The sequence below is a fragment of the Pseudomonas sp. TE12234 genome (genome assembly GCF_054061835.1).
This window is the reverse complement of sequence record NZ_JBSSEP010000009.1, coordinates 103,987-121,112: the sequence shown is the minus strand read 5'-3', so window position 1 is coordinate 121,112 and position 17,126 is coordinate 103,987. Positions and strand designations below refer to the sequence as shown.

Below are 17,126 nucleotides of genomic sequence, written 5' to 3'. Positions count from 1 at the left end.
GTCGTTTTTACGACAGTCGCGGCGTTTTTGCGTACCGGCCAATCCGGGCATGCAGAAGACCGCCGGGCGACTATGCTCCTGTGAAGTTCTCCGGTCGGAAAACAGCCAATGCAATCAAGTGCTTCCCCGCTGACGCGATCCGCACGGCTATGGCTGTGCGGTGTGCTCGTCCTCGGCGGTTGCGTGCGGGTGGGACCGGACTTTCAACCGCCCGGCGAGGCTTGGGTCGATCACTGGAACACCCCCGCGATCGAGCACGCCAGCCAACGCACCCTGCAACCGGATATCCGCCAGTGGTGGCAAGTCTTCGCCGACCCGGTGCTCGACCAGTTGATCGCCGAAGCCGATGCGCACAACTCCAGCCTGAAGATCGCCGGCCTGCGGGTGATGGAGGCTCGCGCGCAGTTAGGCATCGCCCAGAGTGGCCGCTACCCGCAGTTGCAACAGGTCGCCGCCGACAGCGTGTACGTCGACCGTCATCAATCCGGTGGCACTAACCCGGTCGACAGCCAGTTCTGGCAGCACAGCGCGGGGTTCGACGTCGGCTGGGAACTGGATTTCTGGGGCCGTTTCAGCCGGGCCATCGAGTCTTCCGACGCCAGTTACTTCGCCGCCGAGGCCAATTATGAAGACGGCCTCGTGCTGCTGCGGGCGCAAGTGGCAGATACCTACTTTGCCCTGCGCACCACCGAAGCGCGCTTGCGCGTGGCCAAGGACAACGCCCGGCAGCAACTACGCAACTACGAGATCACCGAAAGGCTGTTCAACAGCGGCCAGACCGCCGAGCTCGACCTGCAGGGGGCCAAGACCCAATACCTCGCCACCTTGAGCACCCTCCCTGTCCTGGCAGACCAGTTATCGAGCACCCGCAATGCCCTGACCGTGCTGATCGGGCAGCCACCCGGTGCATTGCCGCAGGTGGTCGAGAGCACCGGGTTGATTCCGTTGGTGGACCGTGCCGTATTGCAGGACGTGCCGGCCAATCTGCTGTTACGCCGCCCCGACGTACGCGCCGCCGAACTGAATGTCGCCGCGCAGTCCGCATTGATTGGCGTGGCCGAAAGCGATTTCTACCCGTCGCTGTCTTTGCTGGGCAGCATCGTCTGGTCAACCGACACCTTGAGCGGCACATCACGCAGTCTCGATCTGGTGGGCGGGCCCAGCCTGCGCTGGAACGTGTTCGACCATGGCCGCATCAGCAACAACGTGCGGGTCCAGGATGCGCGCTTGCAGCAATTGATCGAGGCCTACCGCGACAAGGTGCGCCAGGCGGCACGCGAAGCCGATGACGCCGCCAACGGCTTGACCCATGCCTTGCAGCGCGAACGCATCCTGCGCGAGGCCGAAGGCGCGGCTAAACGCTCGCTGGAGCTGGCCGTCATCCTGTATCGCGAAGGCTATTCGGATTTCCAGCGGGTGCTGGATGCCCAGCGTGCCTTGCTGGAACTGCAAGACAGTTACCTGCTCAGTCGAGGCGATGCGGTGAGTAATGTGATTGCCCTGTACAAGGCCATGGGCGGCGGCTGGTACAGCGCCCAGCCCAGGGTCGACGCGGCCACGCGCCGACAGATGGAACAACGCACCGACTGGGGCGACCTGCTGAACGATCCCCCGGCCGCGCAGCCCGCCTCCCCCCTTGCCCAACCAGGTAATAAACCATGAGTGAAGCCGCCTCCACCCCGCCGCCAGCGGAACCCGCCGCCGACCCGACTAAAAAAGGCGTGAAATGGGTGTTGCTGCTGATTGTCGTGAGCCTGGCCTGGTACCTGCTGGCTGACCGATTCACCCCCTATACCCAGCAGGCACGGGTCGGTGCCTTTGTGATTCCGGTGGCGGCGGAAGTTTCCGGCCGGGTGATTCGCGTCAACGTGCGCAACAACCAGGACGTCAAGGCCGGCGACGTGATTTTCGAGATCGACCCGCAGCCCTACCAGATCGCGGTCGACCGGGCTCGGGCGGATCTCGAATCCACCCGTCGACAAGTCGGCGCCAGCACCGCCGGCATCGCCTCGGCCCAAGCCAACTTGCGCGCCGCGCAGGCCAACGAACTCAAGGCGAGGCAGGACAATCAACGACTGGAAGGCTTGTATCGCGAGGACCCCGGAACCATTTCCGTGCGCCTGCTGGAAGTGTCCCGCGCCAACCGCGAACAGGCCGTCAGCCAGGTCGCCGCCGCCCGCGCCGAAGTGCAGCGCGCCCGCGAGCAGGAAGGCGGCAACGAGGAGTCCAACGCCCTGCTGCGCAGTGCCGCCACCGCTCTGTCGAAAGCCGAACTGGATCTGTCCAACACCCAGGTCCATGCACGCTCGGCCGGCTTGATCACCGACTTGCGCACCGACGTCGGCCAGTTCGCCGCGGCCGGGAACCCGGTGATGACCCTGATTGCGATCCACGACGTCTGGATCAGTGCCGACATGACCGAGAACAACCTCGGCCTGATGCGTCCCGATAGCCCGGTGTTGATCGCACTGGATGCGTTGCCCGGCGAAGTGTTTGCCGGGCGCGTGCGCAGTATCGGTTACGGGGTCAGCGTCGGGCAGCCGACCGCTCCCGGCAGCCTGCCCACGGTGCAGAACAGCCGCGACTGGCTGCGTCCGGCCCAGCGTTTCCCGGTGATCATCGAGTTCTCGCCGGACGCCTTGACCATGCTCAAGGACAACCGTGCCATTCGTGCCGGCGGCCAGGCCGAGGTCATGGCCTTCCCGTCCGAGGGCAATGTCCTCAATCCCCTGGGCCGGATGTTTTTGTGGCTGATGAGCTGGCTGTCCTATGCCTACTAAACGCCCGCCGCGGGTCCAGCGCGCGTTGCGCCTGGCCTGTGGCACCGCACTGTGCCTGGCCGCGAGTTTCGGCCTGGCGTTGCCGATCCCGTTCCTCGCGCCGGTGCTCGGTGCCTTGCTGCTGGTCAGCCTCAATCGTCCGTTACCGTTCAAGGCCGCCCTGGTGCTGGCGGTGACCGCGATGCTGACCACCGGCATTGGCCTGCTGTTGATCCCGATGTTGCGCTACTACGCCTTCAGCGGCGTGCTGTTGATTGGCATCAGCCTGCTGATGGTCTTTCGATATGGCCAACGGGGCGGCAACAATCTGGTCGTCACCTTTCTGGTGATCGGCCTGACCATGATTCCCTCGGCCGGGGTCGTCGATTTCGGTCTGGCAGCAATGGTCATCAAGGCGCTGATCAGTGGCTTGCTGCTGGCCGTGACGATCGGTGCCTTCAGCCACTGGCTGTTCCCCGAACCGGACAATGCCCCGGCACCGCCGCCCGCCGCCGCATTGCCGGAGGCCGACGTCGACCGGGTGGCGTTACGGGCCACCCTGATCGTGATGCCGACCTTCCTGCTGGCGCTGATCGATCCCGCCAGCTACCTGCCGATCGTCCTCAAAGCCGTCAGCCTCGGCCAGCAGAGTTCCAGCACCAACACCCGCGACGCCGCGCGCGAGCTGGTTGGCTCGACGTTGCTCGGTGGTCTGCTGGCGATCCTGTTCTGGAGTGCACTGAGCGTGTTTGTGCATCTGTGGATGTTCTTTTTGTGGATGCTGCTGTTTGCCCTGATCCTTGCGCGCAAGCTCTATGGCCTGAGCCCGGGCCGGCTAAGTCCGGGCTTCTGGCTCAATACCCTGATCACACTGATTATCCTGTTGGGGCAGTCGGTTCAGGACAGCCTGCTGGGAAAGGACGTCTACACCGCGTTCGCGATTCGCATGGGGCTGTTTATCGCGGTGACGCTGTATGCGTGTTTGATGGTGTATTGGCTGGATCAGCGACCGGCCACAACAATCAGTGCGAGCCTGCACTGAACTTGTGCCCTGCACTGATCTTGTGACCTGCACTGATCTTGTGACCTGCACTGATCTTGTGAGTTGAACTGACCTTGTGGCGAGGGAGCTTGCTCCCGCTGGACTGCGCAGCAGGCCCTTCTTTTCATGCATCGTAGGGCCACTTCGCGTCCCAGCGAGGCGGTGGTCCCACAAACACCCTTGCCATAAGGCCGGTCTACACCTGCTCAGGGATTAACCTGATACCCCTTGCCCTGCAGGCAGCTCGTATAAGCGGCAGAAGTGGTCGAGGCGTTGGTTTTCTCCTGGGCACGCCGCTCCTGACGCTGGCGCGAACCACCGACCACGGCACCGGCCGCAGCGGTCTGTTTGGCGCGGTCTTGCCGGTAGTCCTGCTTGGTGTTGTCATCGACGCGATCATAGATCTCGTCATGCTGATTTCCGCGCACCTGCGCCGCCGTGGCGCCGGCGGCAGCCCCCACAGCCGCGCCCTTGACCCGTCCACCGGAAGGCGTCGAGGTCGTCGATGTACTACTGGCGGCGATGCTGTTGCATTCATTGATGTCGAGTTGGGTCTGTTGCGAACTCTGGCCCTTCATCGGTACGACCGTTTGTGCCCAACCCTGGACACTGAAAACCGACAATACGACGCACAGGCCGATGGGCGACAATCTGTTCATGATGTCCTCCGGATGGGCGCGAGTGGCCCTCAGAAAGTGTAGATCAGCCCTCCTCGCCAACCTCCATGACCAGACAATTTCCGACCCAGCGCACCGGCACCGCCTCCAGCTGTGCGCCCTTGCACGGCCCGTCGATGCAGTGCCCGTCTTCGAAGCGAAACATCGCACTGTTTTGGGTAGGCACCCAATCCCCTTGTGTGTGGCTTGCCCGCGATGGCGTCAGGCCAGGCAATTTCGATGTCGAATGTGCCGGCCCGCTCGCTGGCAAGCCAGCTCCTAAAGGTCTTGTGGTGTCATTTGGGCAGCGGATACAGCTGTTCATTGAACTGCGAGAGCTTTGGAAACACGAGTGGCTGATCATCACTCAGATGCTGCAACCGCTGCGCATAATCCACCAGAAACTCCCGACGCGCTTCCTCGCTGATGTACGGCACATGCCACGCCACGAACGGTTCCAGCACATCAAAACCAACGTAAGCCAGGGTCCCGCGCAGGATCGGCCGCAGCATGTCCTGCAACGGACCATGAATCGCGTCTTCGCCGAACATGTGTTCGCGGCCACCCAAAGTGACGGTGACCAATGCCTTTTTACCGGCCAGGCCACCTTGGTCATAAAAGCGTTTGCCGCCATAGCAGATGCCGGACACCAGCACCCGGTCGATCCAGCCCTTGAGGATCGCCGGGGTGGAGAACCAGAAGATCGGGAAGTTGAGGATCAGCAGGTCGGCCCACAGCAGTTTGTCCAGTTCGGCCTGGATGTCCGCCGCCAGCGACTGGCTTTTCACCCCCAGGCGTTGCTCCAGGGCGTACACCAGATACTCGGGGTTTTCCCGCGAGGAGAAGTCATCGGCGCTGGCCACCGGGTTCCAGTTCATTTTGTACAGGTCGCTGACCTGCACTTCATGGCCCTGGGCTTCAAGGGTCGCGACCGCTTGATCGCGTAAAGCCGCGGTGAAGGATTGTGGCTCTGGATGAGCGTGGACGATCAGTACTTTCATGGTGATTCCTTAGACTTTTTCCAGCGTAGGGTTTGAATTCGGGAGTGCGCGGCTGGCCAGCAAGCGGTCGAGCCAGTCGGGGTCCATTTGCGGTTCGGACGAAAACAGCAGTCCGGTGTAATCCTGGTGCGGCGGGGTGAAAATCTTGCTGCGTGAGCCGTGGTCGACCACCCTGCCCCGCTGCATCACCAGCACTTCATCGGCAATCGCGCGCACGGTCGCAACGTCGTGGGTGATGAACAGGTAGGCCACGCCCAGCTGTTGCTGAATACGATTGAGCAGTTTGAGCACGCCTTCGGCCACCAGTTGATCCAGTGCCGAGGTGACTTCGTCGCAGATAATCAACTGCGGGTCGGCTGCCAGTGCCCGGGCGATACAGATCCGTTGCTTTTGCCCACCGGACAGTTCCCGGGGCTGACGCTCCATGAAGGTGGCCGGGTCGAGCTCGATCATCTCCAGCAACTCGGCCACCCGCGCACGCATGGCCTTGCCCTTGAGCCCCAGGTAAAAGGTCAGCGGCCGCCCGATGATATCGACGATGCGCTGGCGTGGGTTCAGCGCCGTGTCGGGAATCTGATAAATCATCTGGACGCGCCGCAGCTGCTCCTTGCTGCGCTGGCGAAAGTCCGCCGGCAGTGGCTGGCCGTCATACAGCACCTGGCCCGAGGTCGGCGGCAGCAGACCGGTAATCAGTCGCGCGGTGGAGCTTTTGCCGCTGCCGGATTCGCCGATGACCGCCAGGGTCTGGCCACGGTACAGCTTCAGCGAAACGTCATGCAGCACCGGCTGACGACCGTAACTGGCGCAACTGTTGCGCAGTTCAAGCAGCGGCTGTTCCTGTTGTGGACACTCCTTGGGCTCGGTGCGGAAACTGCGTACTGCCCACAACGACTTGGTGTAGTCCTGCTGCGGATCGCCGAGCATCTTGCGGGTCTCGGCCTCTTCCACAAGCTTGCCGTGGCGCAGCACCATGATGCGGTCGGCCATCTGCGCCACCACCGCCAGGTCGTGGCTGATATAGATGGCCGCGCTGCCGTAGGTTTTCACCGCATCGCGAATCGCCGCCAGCACTTCGATCTGGGTGGTGACGTCCAGCGCGGTGGTCGGCTCGTCGAAGATGATCAGGTCGGGATGGCAAGCCATGGCCATCGCCGTCATCACCCGCTGCAACTGACCGCCGGAGACCTGGTGCGGATAACGCTGGCCGATCTGTTCGGGATTGGGCAGGCGTAGCACGCGGTACAGTTCCACGGCTTCAGCCATGGCCTGTGAGCGGCTCATGCCGCCATTTTTCACCGCCGTTTCGACATGCTGGTCGATCAGTCGATGGGCCGGGTTGAACGAAGCGGCCGCGCTTTGTGCGACGTAGGCGATGCGCAAGCCGCGCAACTTGCGCAGGGCTTCGGGTTTGGCCTTGAGCAGATCGATGCCGTCGAAATGCACCGAACCACCGGTAATCTTGCAGCCGTCACGGGTGTAGCCCATGGCCGACAGGCCGAGGGTCGACTTGCCCGCTCCCGACTCGCCGATCAGCCCCAGCACTTCGCCGCGCTGAAGGGTCAGGTCGATGCCCTTGATCAGCGGATGCCAAGCGTCTTCGTAGTGACCTTCGATATGCAGGTTGCGGATTTCCAGCAAAGGTTTGGAGGTCGTCATGTTCAGCATTCCTTGAGGCCGCTGGATTTATGCAGCATCCAGTCGACGACGAAGTTGACGCTGACCGTGATCAATGCCACGGCCAGGGCAGGCAGCAACGGGCTGATGTCGCCGAAGGTAATCAGTACGGCGTTGTCGCGCACCATGCTGCCCCAGTCGGCGGTGGGCGGTTGAATGCCCAAGCCGAGGAATGACAGCGCACTGATGAACAAAAACACAAAGCAGAACCGCAGGCCGAACTCGGCAATCAACGGTGCCGCCGCGTTCGGCAACACTTCGCGGGTCACCAGCCACCACAGGCCTTCCCCCCGCAGGCGCGCCGCTTCGACGAAGTCCTGGACCACGACGTTCATTGCCACCGCCCGGGACAGGCGAAACACCCGGGTCGCATCCAGCAGCGCGATCACCAGCACCAACGAGGTCGCCGTGGTGCCGACCACACTGAGAATCAGCAAGGCAAAAATCAGCTGCGGAATCGCCATCAGGATGTCCACCACCCGCGACAGCCCCTGATCGATCGCACCGCCCTTGATCGCCGCGACCAGGCCGCTCAAGCCACCGAGCAGGAACGCCAGCACCGTGGTGAGGAAGGCAATGCCCAGGGTATTGCGCGCGCCGTAGACCAGGCGGCTGAACATGTCGCGCCCCAGGTTATCGGTGCCCAACAGAAACGGCCCGCCCCACGGCGCGAAGCCCTCGCCTACCACCTGGGTTTCGCCGAAGGGCGCCAGTACCGGGGCGAACAGCGCCACCAGGATGTACACAACGATCACCAGCAATCCGAACTTGGCGCTCAGCGGCGCCCGGAGCATTTGTTTAAGCAAGCTCATGGTCTACCCCTTTGGATGCATCAGGCGTGGGTTGCTGGCAATCGACAGCACATCGGCGCTGGTATTGAGCAGGATGTAGGTCGCCGCGAAGATCAGGCTGCAGGCCTGCACCACCGGGATATCGCGCTTGGCCACCGAGTCCACCAGCAACTGGCCGAGGCCGGGATAGACAAACACCACTTCGACCACCACCACGCCCACCACCAGGTACGCCAGGTTCAGCGCTACCACGTTGACGATCGGTGCCAGGGCATTGGGCAAGGCATGGCGAAAGATGATCCGCGACTGGCTGATACCCTTGAGCCGGGCCATTTCGATGTAGGGGCTGGCCAGCAGGTTGATCAGCGAGGCGCGGGTCATGCGCATCATTTGCGCGATCACCACCAGGCTCAGGGTCGCCACGGGCAGCACCGAGCGCTCCAGAATCGTGCCGAGGGACGCATCCGGCGCGAGATTGGAAATGCTCGGGAACCAGTTGAGCTTCACCGCGAACACCAGGATCAGGATGTAGGCGACGAAAAACTCGGGAAACGACACCGCACTCAGTGCCGAGGTGTTGAGCAAACGGTCGAACCAGCTGTTGCGGTACAACGCCGCGAGCATCCCCAACAGCAACGCCAACGGCACCGACACCATGGCCGCCAGCAACGCCAGACTGAAGGTGTTGCCCAGTCGCGCGCCCACCAACTCAGCGATGGGTCGCTGGTTGGCCAGGGAGACACCGAGGTCGCCTTGCAACAGGCTCCAGATCCAGTGCCCGAAGCGGGTCAGGGGCGGCATGTCCAGCCCCAGTTGCGCACGGAACGCCGCCACGGTTTCCGGGGTGGCGGATTGGCCGAGCATGGCCTGGGCGATATCACCCGGGAGCATGCCGACCGCGAGAAAAATGATCACTGATACCGCAAACAGCGATAACAGCCCCAATGCCAAACGCTGAAGTAGCAACCTGAAAATACTATTCACCGCGCAGTTCCTTACGAAGACCACCATTTCCAACTGTAGGAGCGAGCCTGCTCGCGATGGACGTCAACGATGACGCGGACAGTCTGAGTATCCGCGTTGCCTTGACCTTTCTCGCGAGCAGGGCTCGCTCCTACAGGGGTTCTTCATCTTTGCCGAACGCTTACGCCTGCCACCAGCGCTCGATTACCCGCAGCCCATCCAGCTCGCCGTAAGGCGCGGTCTGCCCGCCGTGCGCGACCCTGTTGGAGCGCGCCGCCACGGAACTGGCGAACAGCGGCACGATTGCCCCGCCATCATCCCGGCACAGCGACTGCATTTCGTTGTACATCTCGCGGCGCAGCGGGTCGTTCATCTCGCCACGGGCAGCGTTGAGCAGTTGATTGAAGCGCGGGTTGTCCCAATGGGTTTCGTTCCATGCCGCGCCCTTGGCGTAACCGATGCTGAACATGCGGTCGGCGGTCAGGCTGCTGTACCAGAACGACGTGGTGAAAGGTTGCTTCATCCACACGTTGGTGAAGAAGCCATCGGCCGGCTCGCGTACCACGTCTATGTCGATCCCGGCTGCGCGGGCTTGCTCCTTGAACAGCACCGAGGCATCGACGGCGCCGGTGTACGCCGCGTCCGAGGCTTGCAGGCGCACCTTGAGCGAATCCATGCCGGCCTTTTTCAGGTAGAAACGCGATTTGTCCGGATCGTAGCTGCGTTGTTCCAGTGTCGTGTTGATGAAGCGGCTGCCGGGCTGGATCGGGTGATCGTTGCCCACCAGGCCATAGCCGTACAGCACCGAGGCCAGCAGGGTTTCACGGTTGATTGCGTGCTTCATCGCCATGCGCACGTCATTGTTCTGGAACAGCGGACTGTCGGTGAGCATCGGGAAGGTGTAGTGCTGCGCGCCCTTGGTTTCTTCGATGACCAGGTTCGGATTGCGCTTGAGCAGGGCCACGGTTTTCAGGTCGACTTTGTTGATCACGTCCACTTGCCCGGTGACCAACGCGTTGATTCGCGCGGCGCCGTCGCCAATGGCGATCAGTTCGGCGCTGGCGAAGTGCGCCCGCCCCGCTTTCCAGTAATCCGGGCTGCGTTCCAGGGTCATGCGCACACCCGGTTCGAAGCTCTTCAGCCGATAACCGCCAGTGCCGACACCGGCCTGCCAGTCCGGCACGCCGTCCTTGCTCGGCATGATCACCAGATGGTAATCGGCGACCACGTAGGTGAAATCGGCGTTGCCCGAATGCAGCTCGAACACCACGCTGTCGCTGCCGTTGGCACTGACCTTGGCCACATCGCCCAATACGGTCTTGGCCGCCGAGCTGGATTTTTCCCCGAGGTGATGCTGGATCGAGGCGACCACATCGTCGGCGGTCAGGGTCTTGCCGTTGTGGAAGGTCACGCCCTGGCGCAATTTGAAGGTCCAGACTCGGGCGTCCGGGGTCGAGGTCCAGCTTTCAGCCAGCTCGGGGATCGCCGAGCCGTCGACGGCAATTTCGGTCAGGGTGTTATAGATCGCCGAGAACCCGACGAAGGTGAAGGTATCGACCCAGGAGCCAGGGTCTTTCGAGTCGGTGGTGCTGGCACCGGCCAGACCCAGGCGCAGCACGCCACCTGGCTTGGGCGTCGCCTCTGCCGCCATGGCACCGAATGGCAGGCCCATGGAGTACGCGCCGGCAACCGCCGCGGCAGTCGCGCTGTACTTGAGAAAGTCGCGACGCGCAAAGCTGAATTCATGGTTCGCTTGAGTAATCTTGTTTTTGTTATCGCTCATTGCATTGCCTCTGATTGAAAGCTAAGGAAATACCCGTTCAAAACCACGCGAAACACCGGGCCATGGCCCGGTGCAAACACCCTTTGAATCCTTTACCGTCACACCTGGATCGCCTTCACTTCGACGAATTCGTTAAGCCCCTCTTCCCCCCACTCCCGTCCGTTGCCGGATTGCTTGTAGCCGCCGAACGGCGCCTGATAGTTGAAGGCCGCGCCATTGAGGAAGCATTGGCCCGCCCGCAGTTGCCGCCCCAGTTGCAAGGCGCGCTCGCGGCTGCCGGCCCAGACGCCGCTGGACAGGCCGAACGGCGAGTCATTGGCGATCTGGATCGCCTGTGCCTCATCCGCATAGGGAATCAGGCACAGCACCGGGCCAAAGATTTCTTCCTGGGCAATGCGCATACGGTTATCGACATCGGCAAACAGCGTCGGGCGAACGTAATAACCGCGCTCGAAGTCCGGCGCCGAATCACCACCGCAGAGCAACCGCGCGCCTTCGGACTGACCGAGGCGGATGTACTCCTCAACGGTGCGACGCTGCCCCGCCGAACACATCGGGCCGAGGAAACTCTGCGGATCGAGCGGATCGCCCATGCGCAGGCTCAGGGTCTCGGCCATGGCCAGTTCGAGCGCTTCGGCATAACGGCTGGCCGGCAGCAACATGCGTGTCAGCGCAGTGCAGGTCTGCCCGGAGTTGATCATCACGTCCTGTACGCCATAACGCACCGCTGCCGCGAGATCCGCATCCTCGGCGATCAGCAACGGTGACTTGCCACCCAGCTCCAGGCACACCCGCTTCACCGATGGCGCCGCTGCCTGGGCAACGCGCACACCCGCGCCGGTAGAACCGGTGAACGACACCATGTCGACGTCCGGGTGCCTGGACAGGGCTTCGCCGACCTTGGAGCCCGGCCCGCTGACCAGGTTGAACACCCCGGCAGGCAGGCCGATATCCTCAATCATCTGCGCCAGCAGAAACGCGTGCAGCGGCGTTTCCTGGCTCGGCTTGACCACCACCGTGCAACCGGCGGCCAAGGCCGGCGCGAGCTTGCCGATCAACTGGTGCAGGGGGTAATTCCATGGGTTGATGAACGCACAGACGCCAACCGCTTCGCGGATCACCAGCGAGTTGCCGACTTCACGCACCTCGTCCATCAAGCTGGCGAGTTCGATGTACTGCTCCAGGCCGATGATCGGCCCGTCCACCTGCACCGAACGGCTCCACTGCACCGGCATCCCCAGTTCAGTGGTGATCACGGCGGCCATTTCATCGGCGCGGGTGCGCAATTGTTCGGCCAGCGCCCGGATGTAACCGGCACGCACACTGGACGGCGTCCGCGACCATGGCCCGAAGGCACGACGGGCAGCGGCGACAGCGTTGTCGACATCGCGCTCATCACCCAAGGGCACGCGGCCGGCGACTTCTTCGGTGGCCGGGTTGATCACCTCGGCGATGCCCTGCCCCGACGGGATTTGCCAGCGTCCATCAATAAACAGTGCCTTGTGATCAAGCATGAACCTGAGCCTCCATCAGTTCCTGGGCGCAACGGGCGATGCGCTGGCAGGCATCGCGCAACGGCGCCGCCCCCACCACCAGCCCGAGGCGAATGTGTCCGGCGGCGCTCGGGCCGAAGGCTTCGCCGGCCAGCACCGATACGCCGTGGCGATCGAGCAGACGGTCGGCGAATGCCTGGGCACTGAGGCCGGTTTCGCGGATATCGACCATCACGAACATGCCGCCATCGGGCTTCAGCGCACGCACGCCGGGGCAATCGGCCAGGCTTTCGCACACCAGATCACGGCGCTGCCGATAGGCTTCGCGCATGGCTTCCAGTTCCGGTAACTGGCTCTCCAGTGCCACCACGGCGGCGTCCTGGATAAACTCCGGCGAGCCGTAGAGCATGCACAGCGCCAGGTTTTCCAGGTGCGCGGACAAAGACAGCGGCGCCACCACCCAACCCACGCGCCAACCGGTCATGGCATGGGATTTCGACAGGCTGTTGAGGGTCGCGGTGCGCTCGGCCATGCCCGGCAGACTCGCCGGGCTGATATGTTCGCCGTCAAACAGCAGCTCGCTGTAGACCTCATCGGAAATTAGCCACAGATCGTGGGCGATGCACAGTTCCGCCAAGGCTACCCAGGTGCTGCGCGGCAGGCTCGCGCCGGACGGGTTGTGCGGGCTGTTCAGCGCCAGGGCGCGGGTCCTTGGCGTGATGCGGGCGGCGACGTCTTCGGGCAGTACGCGAAAGCCGTTTTCCGAGCGCACCGGCACCGGCACGACCTTGGCCCCGCAAGCACCGAACACGGCTTCGTAGGTGACATACATCGGCTCGGCGACGATCACTTCATCGCCAGGGTTGAGCACGCACTGAGCGACGCTGAACAGTGCGCACTGCGCCCCGGCCAGCACCGTGACCTCATCCGCCGACACCGACTGCCCGCTACGTTGCCCGTGGCGTTTGGCGATGGCTTCACGCAGGGCACGCTTGCCGCGCACCTCCGCGTAGTGGGTGTTGCCGGACAACAGGCTGTCGATGGCGCCCTGGACGATGGGTTGCGGCGTGTCGAAATCGGGGTCGCCAACCGACAGCAACAAGATGTCCTTGCCTTGCTCCAGCATGGCCAGCGCACGGTAGTGAATATCCCAGGCGGCGGCGCCGTCACCGGCGATGCGTTGAGTCAGATCGGAAAAGCGCATGGCCCTATTCCCTCCAGTAAAGGTTGAACATCAGCGAACGCAGGCATGCTTGAGTTCGATCAGGGTGACGCCGTTGCGATTGAAGCCATGGCGCAGGTCGGTTTGCAGTTCCGCAAGGTTCTGCGGCTGCGTCACAGTGCAACCGAAGGCACGGCCCAGCGCAGCGAAATCCGGGTTGCGCGGTAGCACGCCGATGGGTTCGATATCCAGGCCGATCATGTCGTCGCGAATCTGCCCCAGGGCGTCGTTGTTCCACAGCAACACCACCAGTGGGCTGTCCAGCTCCTCGACTGCCGTCGCCAGTTCCTGCGCGGTGTAGAGGAAACCGCCATCCCCCACCAGCACCAGGCCCGGCCGTTGCGGTGCACCGAACTTGGCGCCGATACCGGCTGGCAAGCCGTAGCCCAGGGTGCCGTAGCCGGTCGGGTGCAACCAGCTGCGGGTGGCCGCGCTGGCGAAGGCGTAGTTGCCGGTGTATGCCAGCTGGGTCATGTCGGTGCTGATGAAGGCGTTGGCCGGCAGTTCGGCGGCAATGCGCTGCAGAATCGCCTGATGGATCGACTGCAACGGGCCATGGCCGGCCTGGATGGCTTCACGCAATGCCGCGACTTTGGCAATCGCGGCACCGGCGTCGCGGACATCCGGCGACAGGCGTTCCAGTACGGCGGCCAGGGTCTGTTGTGCATCACCCTGCAACGCCACGGCGCATGGGTAGAAGTCGTTGAACTTGCGCGGATCGATGTCGACCCGCAGCAGTTCGGCGTTGAGTGGCAGGCGTTCGCGCCAGAAATCGGTGTCGGCCATTTCCGTACCGACCGCCAGTACCACGTCGGCTTCGGCGATCAGGTTCCAGCCTGGTTCCACGCACAGCGACGAGCCGGCATTCAACGGTGCGTCCGGTGGCAGCAAGCCTTTACCGGCGACGCTGGTGAACAGCGGCGCGGCCAGTCGGGTGCTCAGTTCGGCCAGTTCTTGTGCGGCATTCAGCGCGCCACCACCGGCGATGATCATTGGCCGTTTGGCGCCGTGCAGCCTGGCGACCGCCTCGTCCAGTGCGGAAGCGGCTGGCGTACCGCGACCGGGGCGACGCACCACGTCATTGCTCCAGTCGCGAGCCACCGGTGCCGACAGCACGTCCAGCGGCACCGAGATGTGCACCGGGCGCGGACGCTCGCTGTCGAACACCGCGTAGGCGCGGGCAATCAGCTCCGGAAGGTCTTCGGCGGTCAGCGCCACCGCCGAGAACGCGGTGATGGGCGCGGTCATGGCGCGCTGGTCCTGGCACTCGTGCAGGCTGCCCCAGCCCTTGCCGAGGCTGGCGCTGTGGTTGACGCTGGAAATCACCAGCATCGGAATCGAGTCAGCGTAGGCCTGGCCGATACCAGTGGCGGCGTTGGTCACGCCAGGACCGGTGATGATGAAGCAGACGCCGGGTTTACCGCTGACCCGGGCGTAGCCGTCGGCCATGAAACTGGCGCCCTGTTCATGCCGGGTCAGCACATGACGAATGCCGCTGCCAGGCAAGCCGCGATACAGCTCCAGGGTATGGACGCCGGGAATGCCGAACACAGTGTCGACGCCATAATTGGCCAGCAGACGCACCAGCGCCTGGCCACCGGTCAAGGTTTTGCTTTGCATGTTCAGTTCCTCATTCATGGCCGAGGCGAATCAACGCGTCGACGGCAGTCGTGCCCTGGGCACCGACCAACAATGGGTTCACATCGAGTTCGAGCAATTGCGCGGCGTTTTCGCAGGCGTAGTCGGCCACGGCACGGATCGCCGCGACCAGCGCGTCGAGATCCGCCGCTTCGCGACCACGGAAGCCTTGCAGCAATGCCGCGCTGCGCAGGCTCAGCAACGCTTGGCGAATGGCTCCGTCAGTGGTCGGTAGCAACAGGCTGCGACTGTCCTTGAGCAGTTCCACCAGAATGCCGCCAGCGCCAATCACCAGCGCCAGGCCGAAGTCGTTTTCACGCTTGATGCCGACAATCAGTTCGGCCAGTGGCGGCTTGGCCATTGGCTCCAGCAGCAACCGATCGAATGCCACGCCCGGTGCGTACACGGCAATGCTCGCGCGCATTTTTTCCAGTGCCGCGCTCAGGGCCACGTCGTCCTTGAGGTTCAGCGCCACGGCGCCGGCCTCGGTTTTGTGCGGCAATTGGGCGCTGACGGCTTTGAGCACCAGCGGATAACCCAGGGCTTTGGCATCTTGCAGTGCCCGGTCCGGGGCGCTCAGTACGCCGTTGGGGGTAGGCAGACCGAATTCGCGCAAGGCCTGCTTGGCGTCCCATTCGTTGAGTAAACGGCCTTCGCCTTGCAGGGCTTGCGGGCACAGCGGCACCAGCGCCGATTCACCCAGGGCCAACAGGGCCTCACGGTTGCGCTGGTAATTGGCAATGCGTCCCCAAGCCGCCAGGCCGTCTTCAACACCCTGCAATGCCGCGACGCCCTGCTCATGCAGACGCTCGCGAGCGTGGGCCGGCAGCAACTCGGGGAACGCCGAGGTGACGAATCCGGTTTTGCCGTGGCGCACCAGCGCCTTGCAGTAGAGGTCCAGCAGCAGGTCACATTCCTTGCGTTCGCCGGTGAACTCGGACGGGTAGTCGAGCACCAGCATCGCGGCATCGGCTTCAGTGCGCAGGGCGCTGTCGAGCATGCGGTTCAGTGCCTCGCCATCGCCCCAGATCGCCGTGGTGAAATCCAGCGGGTTGACCAGGTTGGCGTAGCTGGGCAGTACTTGCGCCAGCTCGCCGGTTTGACCCGCGTCGAGCTTGGGTAGCGCCAGTTCATTGCGCTCGGCGTAGTCGGCGATCAGCCCGGCGTCGCCCCCGGAACAGGCCAGCGCGATCAGGCTATTGCCCGCCGGCAGGTTGCCGCAGGCGGCGGCTTTCAGGGTTTCGACAAAGCTCACCGGGCCGCTGACGCGGATCACGCCGAGACGTGCGAACAGCGCGTCGTACAGCGCATCGGAGCCGGACAGCGAACTGGTGTGACTCAGGGCCAGCTCGGCACCGATCTGCGACACGCCGGTTTTCAAGGCAATGATCGGCACGCCCTTTTCCAGCGCCTTGTGCGCAGCGCAGGCGAAACCCGGTACGTTCTTCAAACCTTCCAGGTGCAGACCGATGGCGGTAACCCGTGGCTCATCGAGCAGCACATCCATCAACTCGGCCACCCCCAATTGCGCCTGATTGCCCACCGAGGCCATGTAGGCCACGGGCAGCGAACGGTCGCTCATGGACAGGTTGTAGGCAAAGTTGCCGCTCTGGGTCAGCACCGCCACGCCCTTCTCCACCGCTTTACCGCCATGGGCCACCGGCCACAGCGCGCAGCTGTGCAGGTAATCGAGCAGGCCGTAGCAGTTGGGGCCGAGCAAGGCCATATCGCCAGCGACTTCGAGCAGTTGCTCTTGTAGGGCCAGGCCTTCAGCGCCGGTTTCGGCGAACCCCGAGGCGTAGCAGATCGCGCCGCCGGTACCGATGGCGGCCAGTTCGGCCACGCAGGTCAGGGTCAGGTCACGGTTGGTCGCAATGAACACCGCGTCCGGGCCGCACGGCAGGTCGGCCACGCTGCGCACACACGGCACGCCTTCGAGGCTCTCGTGCTGCGGATTGATCAGCCACATCTGCCCTGGGTAACCACCCTCGGCGCAACGCTTGAGGGCGCGGGCCATGCTGCGGCCACCAACGAACGCCACGTGGCGCGGCGCGAGCATGCGTTTGAGGTTGTCACGAATAGTCTGGGACATAAGTATTCTCCG

The 17,126-nt window shown here is 63.5% G+C and carries 13 protein-coding genes and 1 pseudogene; 3 read left to right on the top strand and 11 right to left on the bottom strand.

What is annotated here, in order from left to right; translation table 11 throughout:
* The first annotated feature begins 108 nt into the window (after nt 1-108).
* From ACVWYU_RS15925 to ACVWYU_RS15915, 3 genes are read left to right on the top strand one after another with little or no spacing between them, the layout of a single operon-like run.
* Complete coding sequence (locus tag ACVWYU_RS15925) at nt 109-1,662, top strand: efflux transporter outer membrane subunit (protein WP_457373096.1); 1,554 nt, start codon at nt 109-111, stop codon at nt 1,660-1,662.
* Nucleotides 1,659-2,780 carry an HlyD family secretion protein gene (locus tag ACVWYU_RS15920; protein ID WP_090321950.1) on the top strand — a complete coding sequence of 374 codons (1,122 nt, stop codon included), beginning with the start codon at nt 1,659-1,661 and terminating at the stop codon, nt 2,778-2,780. Before ACVWYU_RS15925 ends, ACVWYU_RS15920 begins: the two co-directional genes overlap by 4 nt.
* Nucleotides 2,770-3,801, top strand: a complete 1,032-nt coding sequence (locus ACVWYU_RS15915; RefSeq protein WP_457373095.1) for a DUF2955 domain-containing protein — start codon at nt 2,770-2,772, stop codon at nt 3,799-3,801. The genes ACVWYU_RS15920 and ACVWYU_RS15915 overlap by 11 nt, the downstream gene beginning before the upstream one ends.
* Nucleotides 3,802-4,007: 206 nt before the next feature.
* Here the strand turns inward: ACVWYU_RS15915 and ACVWYU_RS15910 are convergent, their stop codons facing one another.
* The 11 genes and pseudogenes from ACVWYU_RS15910 to ACVWYU_RS15860 form a co-directional block, all read right to left on the bottom strand.
* Nucleotides 4,008-4,460 carry a YMGG-like glycine zipper-containing protein gene (locus ACVWYU_RS15910; RefSeq protein ID WP_090321955.1) on the bottom strand — a complete coding sequence of 151 codons (453 nt, stop codon included), beginning with the start codon at nt 4,458-4,460 and terminating at the stop codon, nt 4,008-4,010.
* 43 nt (nt 4,461-4,503) lie between these two features.
* A pseudogene (locus tag ACVWYU_RS15905) lies at nt 4,504-4,632 on the bottom strand (Rieske (2Fe-2S) protein); the annotation flags it as partial.
* Nucleotides 4,633-4,753: 121 nt separating this feature from the next.
* On the bottom strand, nt 4,754-5,458 hold the full coding sequence (locus ACVWYU_RS15900; protein ID WP_457373094.1) for an NAD(P)H-dependent oxidoreductase: 705 nt from the start codon (nt 5,456-5,458) through the stop codon (nt 4,754-4,756).
* Between the two features lie 9 nt (nt 5,459-5,467).
* Complete coding sequence (locus ACVWYU_RS15895; RefSeq protein WP_248914969.1) at nt 5,468-7,114, bottom strand: ABC transporter ATP-binding protein; 1,647 nt, start codon at nt 7,112-7,114, stop codon at nt 5,468-5,470.
* 2 nt (nt 7,115-7,116) lie between these two features.
* Nucleotides 7,117-7,944, bottom strand: a complete 828-nt coding sequence (locus ACVWYU_RS15890) for an ABC transporter permease (RefSeq protein ID WP_457373093.1) — start codon at nt 7,942-7,944, stop codon at nt 7,117-7,119.
* Nucleotides 7,945-7,947: 3 nt separating this feature from the next.
* Nucleotides 7,948-8,907, bottom strand: coding sequence for an ABC transporter permease (locus ACVWYU_RS15885; protein WP_247255646.1), 960 nt, complete (start codon nt 8,905-8,907; stop codon nt 7,948-7,950).
* Nucleotides 8,908-9,067: 160 nt separating this feature from the next.
* Nucleotides 9,068-10,669 (bottom strand): ABC transporter substrate-binding protein, encoded by a 1,602-nt coding sequence (locus tag ACVWYU_RS15880; RefSeq protein ID WP_457373092.1) that lies wholly within the window; start codon nt 10,667-10,669, stop codon nt 9,068-9,070.
* Nucleotides 10,670-10,767: 98 nt separating this feature from the next.
* Nucleotides 10,768-12,183, bottom strand: a complete 1,416-nt coding sequence (locus ACVWYU_RS15875; protein ID WP_457373091.1) for an aldehyde dehydrogenase family protein — start codon at nt 12,181-12,183, stop codon at nt 10,768-10,770.
* Nucleotides 12,176-13,366, bottom strand: a complete 1,191-nt coding sequence (locus tag ACVWYU_RS15870) for a pyridoxal phosphate-dependent aminotransferase (RefSeq protein ID WP_457373090.1) — start codon at nt 13,364-13,366, stop codon at nt 12,176-12,178. Before ACVWYU_RS15870 ends, ACVWYU_RS15875 begins: the two co-directional genes overlap by 8 nt.
* 30 nt (nt 13,367-13,396) lie before the next feature.
* Nucleotides 13,397-15,004: a 5-guanidino-2-oxopentanoate decarboxylase gene (locus ACVWYU_RS15865; RefSeq protein ID WP_457373089.1), complete on the bottom strand. Its 1,608-nt coding sequence runs from the start codon at nt 15,002-15,004 to the stop codon at nt 13,397-13,399.
* A gap of 10 nt (nt 15,005-15,014) precedes the next feature.
* Nucleotides 15,015-17,114, bottom strand: coding sequence for an acetate--CoA ligase family protein (locus ACVWYU_RS15860; protein WP_457373088.1), 2,100 nt, complete (start codon nt 17,112-17,114; stop codon nt 15,015-15,017).
* Nucleotides 17,115-17,126 lie beyond the last annotated feature (12 nt).